The sequence below is a fragment of the Telluria sp. ZT3P39 genome (genome assembly GCF_059685935.1).
Genome location: NZ_JCASIH010000027.1, coordinates 14,436 through 28,694, shown reverse-complemented (window position 1 = coordinate 28,694; position 14,259 = coordinate 14,436). Strand labels below are relative to the sequence as shown.

Annotated in this window: 15 protein-coding genes and 1 pseudogene; 6 read left to right on the top strand and 10 right to left on the bottom strand. The window is 61.4% G+C overall.

Annotated features, from left to right (window positions below):
* Positions 1 to 133: 133 nt before the first annotated feature.
* From AC56LR_RS18910 to AC56LR_RS18885, 6 genes are all read right to left on the bottom strand, one after another.
* Positions 134 to 508 carry a hypothetical protein gene (locus AC56LR_RS18910; protein ID WP_497132610.1) on the bottom strand — a complete coding sequence of 125 codons (375 nt, stop codon included), beginning with the start codon at positions 506 to 508 and terminating at the stop codon, positions 134 to 136.
* Entirely contained in the window at positions 505 to 1,605 is a 1,101-nt protein-coding gene (locus tag AC56LR_RS18905) for an SMP-30/gluconolactonase/LRE family protein (protein WP_497132608.1), read from the bottom strand. The genes AC56LR_RS18910 and AC56LR_RS18905 overlap by 4 nt, the downstream gene beginning before the upstream one ends.
* A 52-nt stretch (positions 1,606 to 1,657) precedes the next feature.
* The gene (locus AC56LR_RS18900; RefSeq protein WP_497132607.1) at positions 1,658 to 2,056 is read right to left on the bottom strand and encodes a GFA family protein; all 399 of its coding nucleotides are present in this window, start codon (positions 2,054 to 2,056) and stop codon (positions 1,658 to 1,660) included.
* A 103-nt stretch (positions 2,057 to 2,159) separates the two neighbouring features.
* The gene (locus AC56LR_RS18895) at positions 2,160 to 2,690 is read right to left on the bottom strand and encodes a GNAT family N-acetyltransferase (RefSeq protein WP_497132605.1); all 531 of its coding nucleotides are present in this window, start codon (positions 2,688 to 2,690) and stop codon (positions 2,160 to 2,162) included.
* 6 nt (positions 2,691 to 2,696) lie between these two features.
* A complete protein-coding gene (locus AC56LR_RS18890; protein WP_497132603.1) occupies positions 2,697 to 3,242 on the bottom strand; it encodes an RBBP9/YdeN family alpha/beta hydrolase in 546 nt (181 codons plus the stop codon).
* Between the two features lie 24 nt (positions 3,243 to 3,266).
* Positions 3,267 to 4,394 carry an acyltransferase family protein gene (locus tag AC56LR_RS18885; RefSeq protein WP_497132601.1) on the bottom strand — a complete coding sequence of 376 codons (1,128 nt, stop codon included), beginning with the start codon at positions 4,392 to 4,394 and terminating at the stop codon, positions 3,267 to 3,269.
* Positions 4,395 to 4,590: 196 nt separating this feature from the next.
* Here AC56LR_RS18885 and AC56LR_RS18880 point away from each other — a divergent pair, with 196 nt between their 5' ends.
* A complete protein-coding gene (locus AC56LR_RS18880; RefSeq protein ID WP_497132599.1) occupies positions 4,591 to 4,791 on the top strand; it encodes a hypothetical protein in 201 nt (66 codons plus the stop codon).
* A 106-nt stretch (positions 4,792 to 4,897) separates the two neighbouring features.
* On the opposite strand, the pseudogene AC56LR_RS18875 reads toward AC56LR_RS18880, so the two are convergent.
* Positions 4,898 to 4,999: pseudogene (locus AC56LR_RS18875) on the bottom strand (tryptophan 2,3-dioxygenase); the annotation flags it as partial.
* Positions 5,000 to 5,187: 188 nt separating this feature from the next.
* Between AC56LR_RS18875 and AC56LR_RS18870 the strand changes: the two are divergent.
* Positions 5,188 to 8,016: an NACHT domain-containing protein gene (locus AC56LR_RS18870; protein WP_497132598.1), complete on the top strand. Its 2,829-nt coding sequence runs from the start codon at positions 5,188 to 5,190 to the stop codon at positions 8,014 to 8,016.
* A 30-nt stretch (positions 8,017 to 8,046) separates the two neighbouring features.
* Here AC56LR_RS18870 and kynA read toward each other — a convergent pair whose 3' ends face one another.
* The 3 genes from kynA to kynB are packed head-to-tail and all read right to left on the bottom strand — an operon-like array spanning position 8,047 to position 10,838.
* Positions 8,047 to 8,928 carry a tryptophan 2,3-dioxygenase gene (gene kynA, locus AC56LR_RS18865; RefSeq protein ID WP_497132596.1) on the bottom strand — a complete coding sequence of 294 codons (882 nt, stop codon included), beginning with the start codon at positions 8,926 to 8,928 and terminating at the stop codon, positions 8,047 to 8,049.
* A gap of 9 nt (positions 8,929 to 8,937) precedes the next feature.
* Positions 8,938 to 10,194 carry a kynureninase gene (gene kynU, locus AC56LR_RS18860; protein WP_497132594.1) on the bottom strand — a complete coding sequence of 419 codons (1,257 nt, stop codon included), beginning with the start codon at positions 10,192 to 10,194 and terminating at the stop codon, positions 8,938 to 8,940.
* Positions 10,191 to 10,838: an arylformamidase gene (gene kynB / locus AC56LR_RS18855; protein ID WP_497132592.1), complete on the bottom strand. Its 648-nt coding sequence runs from the start codon at positions 10,836 to 10,838 to the stop codon at positions 10,191 to 10,193. Before kynB ends, kynU begins: the two co-directional genes overlap by 4 nt.
* Before the next feature lie 584 nt (positions 10,839 to 11,422).
* Between kynB and flhD the strand changes: the two genes are divergently transcribed.
* The 4 genes from flhD (at position 11,423) to motA (ending at position 14,239) form a co-directional block, all read left to right on the top strand.
* Positions 11,423 to 11,740: a flagellar transcriptional regulator FlhD gene (gene flhD / locus AC56LR_RS18850; RefSeq protein ID WP_171081135.1), complete on the top strand. Its 318-nt coding sequence runs from the start codon at positions 11,423 to 11,425 to the stop codon at positions 11,738 to 11,740.
* Between the two features lie 62 nt (positions 11,741 to 11,802).
* Positions 11,803 to 12,372 carry a flagellar transcriptional regulator FlhC gene (flhC, locus tag AC56LR_RS18845; protein WP_497132590.1) on the top strand — a complete coding sequence of 190 codons (570 nt, stop codon included), beginning with the start codon at positions 11,803 to 11,805 and terminating at the stop codon, positions 12,370 to 12,372.
* 222 nt (positions 12,373 to 12,594) lie between these two features.
* Positions 12,595 to 13,245 carry a class I SAM-dependent methyltransferase gene (locus tag AC56LR_RS18840; protein WP_497132586.1) on the top strand — a complete coding sequence of 217 codons (651 nt, stop codon included), beginning with the start codon at positions 12,595 to 12,597 and terminating at the stop codon, positions 13,243 to 13,245.
* Positions 13,246 to 13,384: 139 nt separating this feature from the next.
* Positions 13,385 to 14,239: a flagellar motor stator protein MotA gene (gene motA / locus AC56LR_RS18835; protein ID WP_497132584.1), complete on the top strand. Its 855-nt coding sequence runs from the start codon at positions 13,385 to 13,387 to the stop codon at positions 14,237 to 14,239.
* Positions 14,240 to 14,259 lie beyond the last annotated feature (20 nt).

Sequence of the window (14,259 nt, the reverse complement as noted above, 5' to 3'; positions counted from 1 at the left end):
CAGATCACATCGGAGCTGGACGCGCGGCCGTTCGTCGTTCAGGCCACTGGCCTGAACGACCCCGGCCACCCTACGTTTAACTGAACAGCATTAGGGCGCGTGCCCCGGTTTTTTTACGCCCGTCCGGGAGCCGCTAGAACCACGACGCATCACGCAGCGCGCGCCAGTCGGCCGCCGCCGCGATGGCGCCGCTCGCCACCAGCGCCAGCACCGCGCAGGGAAGCAGGTAGTCGAGCGGCCAGATACCCGCGACGGCGCGCCCGGCCGCGCGTGCGTCGAACAGCGTGCCGAGCATGCGCAGCGCCAACCATGCGAGCACGGCGTCCACCCCCAGGGCCGCCGCGGTGGCGGCGCGCGACCGGTCCAGTACGATGCCCGCGATGGCGCCGAACAGTGCGGCGGGGACCAGGAACAGCAGGCCGGTGATGCCGATGCCGAACAGCGCAACCAGGCCGACCAGCAGGAAGGCGGCGGCGAAAATGGCCTGGATTGCTGCGAGCACGTTCATCGTGGGCCTCCCTGGCCGATGGCCTGTGGCCTGGCAATGAAGCCCAGGCCCGCGCTATCGACGTTGTGGATGTACAGCCCTTGCGCGGTCTCGGTCGCGCCGGTCGTGGTGGGCGAATTGCCGGTGGGGTCTTGCAGGTCGTCCACGATGCCGCCGTTTTCGGTGAACGCGATCACATGCCCGTACGGCGCCGGCATCGCCCACATGGCGCGCGGGATGCGCAAGGCCATTTCGCGCACGAAGGGACGCGTCGACAGCGCGTCGAGCGCGTTGCGCGGGCCGGCCAGGCCGAGCCAGATGCGCCCGTCGGCGCCGCGCGTGAGGTTGTCCGGAAAGCCCGGCAGGTTCTCGAGCAGCACCTGCACGCCGGCCGGCCTGGCCGCGACGTCCGCCTCCACCACATCGACGCCGATTTTCCAGACCCGGTAACGCCCGCTCTCGCTCACGAACAGGCTGCGTTCGTCGGCGCTCAGGGCGATGCCGTTGGCCAGGCTCAAACCCTGCGCGACCACGCGCAGCCGTTCGGTGCGCGGGTCGTATTCGAGGACCCGGCCGGTGGCGGATTGCTCGAACACTTCGAGTATGGCCGCGGCATTGGTAGTGGCCCATTGCGCCGGCGCGAAGCGTGCGGACGAATCGGTGAGGAAGATCTTCCCGTTGCCGGCAATCGCGACCGCATTCGGAAACGTGAGCGGCTGGCCCGGACCGGCCTTGACCAGCACGGTCGCGGCCCCGTTTGCGTCGACGGACAGCAGGCCCTTGAAGGCGTCCGCGACGATCAGCTTGCCGCTGCCGTCGAAGGCCAGGCCCAGCGCGCGTCCGCCGGTGGCGGCGAACACCTCCAGGCGGCCGCCGTCCTGCGCCAGGCGCAGGATGCGCCCGCTCTCCACGGACACGTACAGCTTGCCGTCGGGGCCGATGGCGACATGCTCCGGGCCGACTTCGCCATCGAGGCCGATCTGGCGCATTCCCGCCAGGCGCTGGTTGACGGCGTGCGGGCCGGTGAATCCGGGCGCGCGCGGCGCGTCCCAGGACACGGCCTGGATTGGCACGGGCCACAGGCAGAGATAGGCGAGCAGGGCGAAGGCGATGGACATGGAGTAGGCGCTTGGTTTTCGGTGCATGGTCGTGGCGGGTCTGCTTCGGCGCTTACAGGTGGCGCACGTCGAGCGGTGGCGTGGTCCAGTTGTCGTTGCGGCCATCGAGATAGCGCACCGGCGCGGCCGCCAGTTCCTGCGCCGAAGCGTCGTCGAGACAGGCCAGCACCACCGCATGAAAAGCGCCCAGCGCCGACGACTCGCCAGTCGAGAAGGTGTTGATGCCGCACTGGCCGCAGAAATAATGGGCGTCGCGACGGGTGGCGTAGCGGTATTCGCGCAGCGCCTCCGCACCGCTCGTCAAGCGGAATGCACCGGATGGCACCTGCGCCGCCCAGAAGCGCATCTTGGTGCAGATCGTGCAGTTGCATTTGATCGTGCCGCCTGCGAGGTCGATGTCGGCCTCGAATCGCACGCGGCCGCAATGGCAGCTGCCGTGGTAGGTTTTCATTGCTGTCCTCCGGATCCCTGAACCCGCAACGATACCGCGGCCAAGCCTGCCTTGAGGAACAAATCCATGCCCCGCGGCCGATTTCATTTGTGCGGCATAGAAGCTAGGTAAGCCTGGCAGCCTGCCAGGCTTCAAAGCCGAGGTCGTAGACGGAGACCGCCTGCGCGTTCCACACATCTTCACCGCGGTAATGCATCCCGAGCCGCTGCATGACCCGGGCGGAGTCCAGGTTGCGCGGATCGCAGATCGCCGCCAGCCGCGGCGCCTTCAGGTCCTCGAACGCGAAGGCCGCCATGCGCCGCGCGCTTTCCGTGGCATAGCCGCGTCCCCAGCGGTCCGGGCGCAGGCGCCAGCCGATTTCGTGGGCATTGGCCGGGTCGTGGCCGAGGTGCTGGATGCAGCCGGCGCCCACCAGTTCGCCCGTCTCGTGTTCGATGAAGCTCCACCACGAATAGCCGAAGCTTTGCCAGCGCCCCTGCACGCGCTCGATCATCGCCAGCGTTTCGTCGGGGGTTTCGGGCTTGCCGCCGATGAAGCGCGCAACCAGGGGGGCGGCGTTCAATACGCGCAGGCCCGCATAGTGCTCGAGGCAGATCGGCTCCAGGCGCAGGCGCGCGGTCGTCAGGATCGTCATGTTCGACTATTGTCCGATCTCGTCGCAGAAGGCCTGCAGGAGGCGCTCGCCTTCAGGCCAGGGACCGTGGCCGGATTCGGTGTTCACGTGGCCTGCGTCGCCGATCTCGACCAGCCGGCTGCCCCAGTTCGATGCCAGGAGCTGCGCGCGCTCGGGCGTGATATAGGGGTCGTTGGCGCTGGCCAGCACCATGCTCGGGAAGGGCAGGGCTGCCTGCGGGATCGGGGCGAAGCCGTTGACCGGCACCGGGTAGGAGGGGGCCTCGATATCGCTCGGCGCCACAAGAAAGGCGCCGGCCACTTTTAGCGGCGAGCCGCTGTGCGCCCAGTGCGCGACCAGCATGCAGCCCAGGCTGTGCGCCACCAGGATCGGCGCGCCCTGGCAGGCGGCGATGGCGGCGTCCAGCTCGGCCACCCATTCGTCGCGGTCCGGGCAGTTCCAGTCGCGGTGCGGGGCCTTGGTCCATTGCGGGTAGCGTCCCTGCCATTGGGTTTGCCAATGTTCGGGGCCGGAATTCCACAGGCCCGACACGATCAGTACGTCGCACTTCATACCACCTCCACCATTGGTAAAAGATCAAGGGCGATTGTACGTCGAAACGGGGCCGCGGCCTGCGCCGAGCAGCCGCTCGAACAGCGCGCGATAGTCCTGGCGCCGGCGCTCGGTCACGGCGCCAAGCGCCACGGTCGCGGCCGCGATGAGGATGGTCACGGCCAGCACATCGATGGTCGAGCGCGGGTCGTGCGGGTAGAGCGCGAGCCAGAGTTCGATCACCAGCACGTGCGACAGGTAGAGCGTGAACGTATGCGAGGCGGCCGGCTGCCAGGCCGGGGCGAAGCGCAGCAGCGCGGTGAAGCGGGCGTCGCGTGCGCAGGCGAAGTTGGCGAGCACGATGGCGCAGACCAGGTAGTCGGACAGGAAACGGTCGGCGCTGCCCAGCGGCAGACCGGCGAACGGCCACCAGGCCAGGGCGGCCGCGCGCAGGCTGCCTTCGAGGTCGACGGCCGAATACAGGCCGAAGGCCAGCACGCTGGCACACCAGCCGAGGCGCGCTGTCTTGATGCCCATGCGCGGGAGGCTGTTCCGGCGGTAGAGGCGGCTGAGCCAGACCCCGCTCAACCAGACCGGCAGCAGCAGCCACAGCTTGTAGCCCATGATGGCCAGCACCAGCGCGACCGCGAGCGTGCGGCGGGTGCCACGCAGGTAGCAGGCCAGGCCGAACAGCAGGTAATACCAGGCCTCGTAGCCGAGCGACCAATAAGGCAGCATGAAGGGCGGCACTTCCGCCAGTTGCCAGTGCTCGCCGAGGAACAGCAGGTGGAAGGGCAGGTAGACGTAGGGCTTGGCGAGCGTGTAAGCGGAGGTCGGCTCCAGGCCGGTCGCCGTGCGCAGCAGCGCCGCGCAGGCGAAGGCCAGCAGCAGCAGCGGCAGCACCACGGAGTACAGGCGCGACAGCCGCGCCACCGCATAGTCGCGCGCGGAGGGGCTGCGTTGGGCCGTGCTGGAGGCGATCACGAAGCCCGACAGCACGAAGAAGACGATCACCGCCTCGCGGCCCATGTCCGGCAGGACGCCCCAGGCGCCAGCGGGAAGGATGCCGAAGAACTCGAAATGCGCGAGCACGACCAGGACCGCGGCCAGCAGCCGGGTCAGGTCGAGATAGAGCGAAAACGGGCGCGCGAGCGGTTCTTGTAAATATGGCATTGTTTCTGTAAATCATGACAACAATGCGATCATACACCCGGCCGGGCGCCCAGGGTCAAGCCATTGTTCCGGTCGACTTATCAGGGGGAACCGACCTTACCCACCGTGTGTTGTCTTCCGCAGCAAGGGTGCTTATACTATTTCCAAGCCGAAATAATTTCAGGCTAAATTCGACAATCAACCACCAGGACCAGCAATGAAAAAAATCGTTCTCGCCATCGCCGCCGCTGCCTTCGCTACCTCGGCCGTCGCAGTGCCTGCCCCGCCGAAATGCAAGAATGTCTGCCCTCCGATCGAGGTCGAGGTCGAACAGCTTGAACCGGCCCTGCCGGAAGAAGGCGAACCGACCTGGTTCGAAGAATTCGTGGAAGATCCGTTCCAGGTCGTTGCCGGCTGAATACGCATCGGCAAACCGGGCGCTTGCCCGGTCTCGTGAAAAAGCCTCGTCGCGGAGACTCCGCGCGAGGCTTTTTTTGCGCTTGCACGCACCCCCGCCGGGCGGTTCAGAGTGCCGTGCGCAGCGCGAACAACTCCGGGAACAGCACCACGTCGAGCATCTTGCGCAGGTAGCTGGCGCCGGAAGTACCGCCGGTGCCGGTCTTGAAATTAAAAAATTAAACAATCAGACGCTTCAATCCTGTGACCGCCATTGTCGAGTCGGTCATCCTGTCAGGTTTGCCATCACTGTGTCGGCTAAACCTCGCGATTGCAAATCAAACGTGGAAGCACCACTGAGACTAGGCCTGTGTTTGACGTTACAATTAGTTGGAGAAAAAATTTTGAAATAAATTCGATGAAAAAAGAAAAAACGCCAGTCACACGAGATGATCTACTGATCTCAAAGCTTCAGGCTATGTCGGAATCCGACTTTACTGAGGTAGCCATCATCCCACTATTCAAAAGCATGGGATACCAAGTTGACTATCACGGTGGTCCTTCTGAAGGTGGAAAAGATATCATCTGTCGGAAGGGTGCAGACTTTGGCTTCCAAGAAGTCAGCGTCATTCAAGTAAAAAAAACGACGGCCTCAGCGGCAGCAGGGAAGTCAACAAGTTTTGCCGGCATCGTGTGGCAACTTCAACAGGCAGTAGAGAAGAAAGTTCCCTCACTGTCCGGACTGGCGCAATTGCCGACGTATGTCTACTTCATTACGCCGTTTGAAATCAATACACGTGCTTTAGAAAGTCGATTCGAAGGAGTGGCCAGTCTTGCGCCGCGAGGTGTGCGAATTCTTGACGGGCGTATGATTGTTAGCGAATTGGTTCGACGGCTCCCCGATATTGCAGAGAAAATCTGCGGACAATCCTTCGCGGTGGAAGCAAAGCTTCTTTCGAATATTTCAAATGCTGATTTGTTAAGCGCGCTTAACTACTCGAACGAGAAAAGGATTGCCGACTTTTACTGCGACTTAGATTTTGGTGTTGGAAAGATTACAACGAAAAGTTTGTTTTCGACGACTTTCTCGCCGTCGCTGGCGGAATACGCCATCCCTCGTTCTCGGTGGGCCAATTTTGAGGGGCTCGCAGCCGCCGCAGTCCCTTTTGTTGCAGATGAAATGTTCAGTCCATCAATTGCAGTTGCGTGTGCTAAGTTTGAGATCGAATTTGAGCGTTGGCATTCTCCTGCTAATCAAATGCTTCTAAAGGAGATTGGCAGCATACGGTCGGAAATCGAGGAGATATTGTTTTCCTTTGTCGAAAGGAGCGGCCAAGTTATTTCTGATGCCTTAACCGAAGAAATCAATTTGGATAGTCTAAGGAATAATAATCAAGCCAAAACAAAGAGCGAGCTGACGATTGAGGAAAGCCAGCGTTTGCATAGGATTCGTTCAGTGAATTCAGCATTAAATGCTCAGTTGCAGTCTCTCCAAGAAGCCCGGCAAACGACCGTGGCAGTGCATGATCGGATTGGTATCTTAATTGGTGAGAGTGATTCGCACGCCCAGGAAATTTTGGTCGAGATCGCAATTCTCAAATCAACCGCGAAAACGAGACTTTCAGCTTTGTTGAAAGATTTGGCGACAGTCAAGGAAAAGCATAAGCAGTTAAGCGCGCGGATGGCTAAGAGAGTGGCGGAGCCGGATTATCAAATAAAAATTGACGGATGCGTGTTAGCTCGTGGCGTCGAGTTAGAGAAAAGCTGGATTGCGAAAAGAATCAAGCTGCTTTCAAAAGGCGGGCAAAGCCCAAGCGAGATTCGAGAGTTTTTCTCGCGCTGCCAAAGTCTGTTCAAGTTCTTGGAGGCGATATTTGACGATAAATATTTCTCGGGCGTATTGTCGCCAGAAGTCATTGGCGATAATGCTCCCCTGATGCCGGCGCAGCGTATTAGTATGCCATTGCGCGAAGTATTCGCAACGGGAATTCATTGCGCAGTGTATGGCGAGGCTGGAGCAGGGAAATCTACAACACTGCATCAGTACGCCGCGTATGCGTCGGGACGTGATCCAGATAACGAATTGACTCTCTTTTTGCCTTTAACTCGAATTCTAGCGGACAAAATGCTTCCTTCGGATTCAAGTTCGCTGTCCCCAGTGCAAAAATTAGAAAGTTGTTTGTCGAGTTATCTTATTTCGGAGAAGGCCATCAGTTCGATTGAGATGGCGAATTTTATTAAAAGCAAGCGACGTGTTACTTTTATTTTTGATGGTGTCGATGAGGTCGTAAAGCGAACCCCTTGGGTGCTAGAGGCGATTGAGGGAGTGGAAAGAACCTATACTAATTGTCAAATTATTCTTTCTTCTAGGATGAGTGGGCGTTACACAGATGAAATTCAATATCTTGGCCTTACTTTGCTCCCTTTTACAGATGAGCAAGTCCGATATTTTGTTCGGGGTTGGTTCATCGATAGTCCTGAGATGGCTAGTGCGGTCGAAATGCACCTCGATAACGCAAGTGAGTTGCGTGAAATAGTCCGAAGCCCGCTCCTTGCTACCATTCTTTGCGTGCTGGCCGAGAATCATGTGCCTTTGCCTGAGGGGGAGTTAAGCATGTATGCAGAGCGCTTTAAGCTTTTATATGGTCACTATGACATTCATAAGAAGACGCGACGGGTTGACTCACACCATTCCGCCCTAGAAGTTATAGCAAGAAAGCTTGCATTTTATTTGCATACGCGCAATACGCGTTCTGCATCGTTAAAAGATCTCGAAGATGCTGCCGTCCGGATTGCTGGGCGACGAAGCGGTGTAAGTGAACCGCAAGCGAGGCGCGCGGTTCATGAACTCATTGATCCTTGTAATGTTTTAGTTCCGATGACAGCGGATGGCGATTTTGGATTTGGTCACCTTCGGTATCAGGAATATCTTAGCGCCTCGGAATTGTGTGCTAACCGTGGCATTGACTTGGGGCCGCTTCTCGCTTCTGCGTGGTGGAGATCAGTATTAACGCTGTTTGCTAAAATGACAGACGATATCTTGTATGTCTTAGAAGACGTACTGGAAAAAGGTCTGAACGTTACTAAGTGCAAGGAAAATCTGCTAGCTATGTTCGAGACAAGGAGTAAAGTTGAACAAAAACATCTTCAAAAAATCGTGGAGGATCATGTCAAGCTCGACAAATGGGATGAGAATTTCCAAGATTACGAAGATGGTGACAGTCAGTGGGACAATAACTTTTATTGATCCTGGGTCGCACGCTTTCCGTTTTTCTTTTCAAAGCGCGGTCCGCAGCGCGAACAACTCCGGGAACAGCACCACGTCGAGCATCTTGCGCAGGTAGCTGGCGCCGGAAGTACCGCCGGTGCCGGTCTTGAAGCCGATGATGCGCTCGACCGTGGTCACGTGGCGGAAGCGCCAGAAGCGGAAGGCGGTTTCCAGGTCGACCAGCTTCTCGGCCAGCTCGTACAGCGCCCAGTGGTGATCGGTATCCTGGTAGACGCCCAGCCAGGCCGCCTTGACTGACTCATCGAGTTCGGTAGGGCGGGTCCAGTCGCGCGCCAGGCGCTCGGGCGCCACCGCGAAGCCGCTGCGCGCCAGCAGCATCACCGCCTCATCGTAGACCGAAGGCGTGGTCAGTTCGTGCGCGAGCACCGCATGCGCTTCGGGGAATTTCTCGTGCACGCCGACCAGGGTCGCGTTCTTGTTCCCGAGGATGAATTCGAGCTGGCGGTACTGGAAGGACTGGAAGCCCGACGACGCGCCCAAGTAAGGGCGGATCGCCGTGTATTCGGGCGGCGTCATGGTCGCCAGCACGTCCCAGGCGTGCACCAGCTGGTCCATGATGCGCGCGACCCGGGCCAGCATCTTGAAGGCCGGCGGCAGGTTGTTCTCGCGGATGTTGCGGCGCACCGCCTGCATCTCGTGCAGCATCAGCTTGATCCACAGCTCGCTGGTCTGGTGCTGGATGATGAACAGCATCTCGTTGTGATTCGGCGAGAGCGGGTGCTGGGCCGACAGGATCTGGTCCAGGCCCAGGTAGTCGCCATAGCTCATCGACTCCTTGAAATCGAGTTTGGCGCCATGCCATTCGGCGGTGTTGCCGGTGTTCGCTGCGCTCATCGGGCAGCCGGCGGTGGTGTTCGTTGGCTCGTTCATGCGTCCTCCTCAAGTCACTGCGCCGCGCTCGAGCGCCACGTCGTAGGCGCCGCGGTCGAGGATGTCCTTCAGGATCGCCACCGCGTCCCATACGTCGGCGTAGCCCGTGTACAGCGGCGTGAAGCCGAAGCGCATGATCTCCGGCTCGCGGTAGTCGCCGATCACGCCGCGCTCGATCAGGGCCTGCATCACCGCATAGCCGTGCGGATGGGTGAAGCTGGCCTGGCTGCCGCGGCGCGCGTGTTCGCGCGGGGTCACCAGAGCGAGCGGGTGGCCGGCGCAGGTGGTCTCCACCAGTTCGATGAACAAGTCGGTCAGGGCCAGCGATTTTTCGCGGATCGCCGCCATCGAGGTTTGCTCGAACACTTCGAGCCCGCATTCGACCAGGGCCAGCGACACCACCGGCTGGGTGCCGCACAGCGCGCGGCCAATGCCGTCGCAAGGCGTGAAGCCGTGCGACATGGCGAAGGGTTGCGCATGGCTCCACCAGCCGGTGAGCGGATGGGCGAAGCGTTCCTGGTGGCGTTTCGGCACCCAGATGAAAGCCGGCGCGCCGGGGCCGCCGTTCAGGTATTTATAGGTGCAGCCCACCGCGAAGTCGGCTCTAGAAGCATGCAGGTCGAGCGGCACCGCGCCGGCCGAATGGGCCAGGTCCCAGACCGCCAGCGCGCCGTTCGCGTGCGCATGGCGGGTGAGCAGCGCCATGTCGTGCTGGTAGCCGGTGCGGTAGTTGACGTGGGTGAGCATCAGCACCGCGCAGTCGGCGTCGACCGCATCAGGCAGTTCTTCCACCGAGTCGACCAGGCGCACCCGGTAGCCGCGCTCGAGCCACTGTGCCAGGCCTTCGGCCATGTAGATATCGGTCGGGAAGTTGCTGCGCTCGGTGACGATGGTGCGGCGTTCCCGGCCCGGGCCGTTGGCCTGCAGGTGCAGCGCGGCGGCCAGCGCCTTGAACAGGTTGAGCGAAGTGGTGTCGGTGACGGCGACTTCGCCATCCAGCGCGCCGATCAGGGGCGCGAGGCGGTTGCCGAGGCGCTTGGGCATGTCGAACCAGCCGGCCGTGTTCCAGCTCTTGATCAGGTCATGGCCCCATTCGCGGGCGACGACGTCCTGTGCCCGCTGCAGGGCGGCCCTGGGACGGGCGCCGAGCGAGTTTCCGTCGAGGTAGATGAGGCCGGGCGGCAGGTCGAAGCGCTCGCGCAGGGCGCGCAGCGGATCAAGGTGGTCGCGCGCCACGCAGGCGTCGCGGGTGAGGGAGATGCTCATGCGGTTTCTTTCAGTGGCAGTTCACGCAGGATGGCCCGGACCGGGCTGGCATCCATGCCGGCGAATTTCAAGGGCAGGGCGACCAGTTCGTAGTCGCCTTCAGGCACGTCGTCGAGCACGATGCCTTCCAGGATGGCTATGCGGGCCGCGCGCACCGCATGGTGGGCGTCGAGCGTCTTGGAATCCTGCGGATCGAGCGAGGCGGCGTCGGTCCCGACCAGGATCGCGCCGCGGCTGGCCAGCAGTTCGATGGCCGCCGGGCTGATGGCCGGGAACGACGGGTCCCAGGCGCCTTGCGGGGCGCGCGCATAGGTGCGCAGCAAAACGCGCGGGGGCAGGCCATCGAGCTTGCCCTCGAGGTGGCGCGGCTCGACCACCGCCATGCCGGTGCAGTGGATCACGCGGCAGGCGCCGATGTAGGGACGCAGGTCGACCTGGTCGATGCTGCTGCCGGCCGGGTCGTAGTGGCTGGGGGCGTCGGTATGGGCGCCGAGGTGGGTGGTCATCGTCATGCGGCTGACCTGGACCGGGCAGCCGCCGCCGATTTGCCAGGTCGGGCCGGCCTCGAAGGGCGTGTCGCCGGGCCAGACCGGTATGGCGGCCGAGATCAAGGGGCTGATGTCCCAGAGTCGTAAGGATTCCATGCACTGCCTTTGCGGATGGTTGAGGCCTGAAGCTTTGTAAACCCCGCAGTGTAGCAAGTTCCAGGGGCCGGCGTCCCGGTTTGTTGGCTCAACGGCAAGGCTTTTCAGGGCTGAAGAAAATATTTCAGTTTTTTTTCGATATTGCCCTAAAGTTCCCGAAAGCCCTGCCGTTACCCGTACCAGAAGCGCAGTAATGGGGCTTGAAAAAATATTTTCAAGAAACCCTCAAGTTCTTGCCGGGCGCTCCGTTAAAGAAGAAGCAGGGCGGTTTTGGGGATGCAAAAAAATATTTTGCGAAAACCCTCAAGTTCTCCGGAAGCTTGACGTAAATCGTAGCAAGCGCACGACAGCAACACCGTCAAGCGCACACAATCTGGCCGCATCGCGGCACCTCCCCAGCCCTGTCTTCATAGGGGCGCCAGAGCGATCCAGCAGGGTTTGTCAGACAAACTCCTACGGGTCCTGTCCGTCATTATCGGACGCAAAATACAGACTTTGTCCAATTCCTCAAAAGTTGCTCCACGGTCAGAATCTATCTCATTGGCAACACGCAAGTCGCCGACACAACGGATACGGAGATAGAGATGACGATGAACGACATGATGGCTGAAATTCGCGACGCAAACCTGAGCTACCTGATGCTCGCGCAGCAGATGATCCGTGCCGACAAAGTCACCGCCATCTTCCGACTCGGCGTCTCGGCCGACATCGCCGACCTGATCGAAGGCATGAGCAACGCCCAGATCCTGAAGCTCGCCGGCGGCAACATGATGCTGGCCCGCTTCCGCTTCGACGACACCGCCATCCTGTCGATGCTGACCAGCCACACCAAGGACCGCAGCCTGGCCCAGTCGCACGCCGCCATCCTGATGGCCGGCCAGCCAGCTGAAGAGATCGTATAATTCCCGCTGATGCGGCTCCGCCGGGGCCGCGACGCACGTAACACGCAGGCGGGAGCAGTACCATGAGCAAGAAAAGCGTCGTATCCGAAGCGCAGGAAATCGGCCTCGCCATCGAGCTGATCAACCTGGGCGCGCGCCTCCAGCTGCTCGAAACCGAAGTCTCGCTCTCCCGCGAGCGCCTGCTCAAGCTCTACAAGGAACTCAAGGGTGTCTCCCCGCCCAAGGGCATGCTGCCGTTTTCCACGGACTGGTTCCTGACCTGGCAGCCGAATATCCATTCCTCGCTGTTCATCAATATCCATAACTTCCTGGTCGAACATGCCGGCGCCACCGGCATCCAGGCGGTGATGAAGGCGTATAAACTCTATCTCGAACAAATGCCGCCCGAGCCGGGCGAAGAACCCCTGCTCTCGCTCACCCGCGCCTGGACTCTGGTGCGCTTCTTCCAGAGCGGCATGCTGGTGCTGGCCCCGTGCGGCAAGTGCCAGGGCAAGTTCATCGTCAACGCGCTCGACCTGAATGCCGACTATCTGTGCGGCCTGTGCCACATGCCTTCGCGCGCCGGCAAGACGCGCAAGGCGAAGGATGCCAAGGATGCGCAGGATGCCAGGGATGCCGCGGCGGGTTTGTAGGGTGGGCGGGGTAATTTCGGGCAGTGCCCGGAATTACGAACGCCGCGCGTTCAACCAGTGCTTGCACGGACGCGTTGCATCAATTCACCCGGAAGTTGAACGCGCGGGCGGCGAAGCCGCCCACCCTACGTGAAGCCGGCGGTTGCGGCGCTGCTGCTTCAAGTTGGCGCCGTCCCCCTGACCCTCGCCGCAGTTTGGCTGATGGCAAGCAGCGGCCTGCCGATGTCCTATCTTCTCGTCGCCCTCGTGCAAGGCGCCATCGCCGCCGGCCTGACCTGGTGGCGCGGCCTGGCCAGCTGGTGGCGCCTCATCCAGTTGGTCTTCCCGCTGGCCCTGTACGGCACGGCCCAGCTGGCGATCCCGCCACTGGTCTTCCTGGCCGTTTTTCTCTTCCTGCTGCTGCTGTACTGGTCCACCTACCGCACCCAGGTGCCGTACTACCCGTCCAACCGCCACGTGTGGGACGCGGTGGCGAACCTGCTGCCGCCCGCGGGACCGGTGCGCGTGATCGACATCGGCAGCGGCCTGGGCGGCCTGGTATTGAACCTGCAGGCGCGCCGTCCCGGCATCGAGGCGAGCGGCATCGAGCTGGCGCCGCTGCCCTGGTTCGTCAGCAGGATGCGCGCGCTGGCGTCTGGAAGTGGGGCGCGTTTCATGCGTGGCGACTACAACCGGCTCGACTTCTCGCGCTTCGATCTCGTCTTCGCCTACCTCTCGCCGGCAGCCATGCCGGCCCTGTGGCGCAAGGCCACGCGCGAGATGCGGTCCGGGTCGCTCCTGCTCAGTTATGAATTCGTCATTGACGATCGCTTACCGAACCGTACCGTCTATCCCACAGAGGGTGGCCCGGCCCTTCATATCTGGCACTTTTAGGCGACAAAACCGGCCTTTTTGCTTGCCCGTAGCCCATTCTCCCGATAGAGTGGTTCCCTGCATCAACTTTGCCTGAAATCACTTTTTTAGTTTGGCGAGCCGGAGAATCGATTCCCGGCATTTCTGGAGCGGGATCCCCTTGTTAGTCATTATCGGTTACGTCATCGTCTGCGCCAGCGTGTTCGGCGGCTTCGTCTGGTCCGGCGGCCACATTGCCTCGCTGTGGCAGCCGCTCGAGCTGTTGATGATCGGCGGCGCCGCGATCGGCGCCTTCTTTGTCGGTAACACCATCAAGAACGTCAAGGCCACCGCCAAGGCCTTCCCGAGCATCTTCAAGGGTTCGCGCTACACGCGCGAGATGTACATGGAGCTGATGGCGCTGCAGTTCGACGTGCTGTCGAAAGTGCGCAAGGAAGGCCTGATGTCGATCGAAGGCGACATCGAGGCGCCGGACGCTTCGCCGCTGTTCTCCAAATACCCGGCCGTGCTGGCCGACCATCACATCATCGAATTCATGACCGACTACCTGCGCCTGATGGTGTCGGGGAACATGGACGCGATGCAGATCGAAAACCTGATGGACAACGAGATCGAGACCCACCACCACGAAGGCGCGGTTCCCGCCCACGTGATCGCCAAGGTCGGCGACGGCCTGCCGGCCTTCGGTATCGTCGCCGCGGTGATGGGCGTGGTCCACACGATGGAATCGGTGGGCCTGCCCCCGGCCGAGCTGGGCATCCTGATCGCCAAAGCGCTGGTCGGTACCTTCCTCGGCATCCTGCTGGCCTACGCCTTCGTGAGCCCGCTGGGGAACGTCCTCGAACAAAAACTCGAAGAATCGACCAAGATGTTCCAGTGCGTGAAGGTCACGCTGCTGGCGAGCCTGAACGGCTACGCGCCGGCGCTGGCGGTCGAATTCGGCCGCAAGGTGCTGTACTCGACCGAGCGCCCGACCTTCGCCGAGCTCGAAGAACATATCAAGAAGAAGAAGTAAGCCAGTGATGTCCCGCCCAT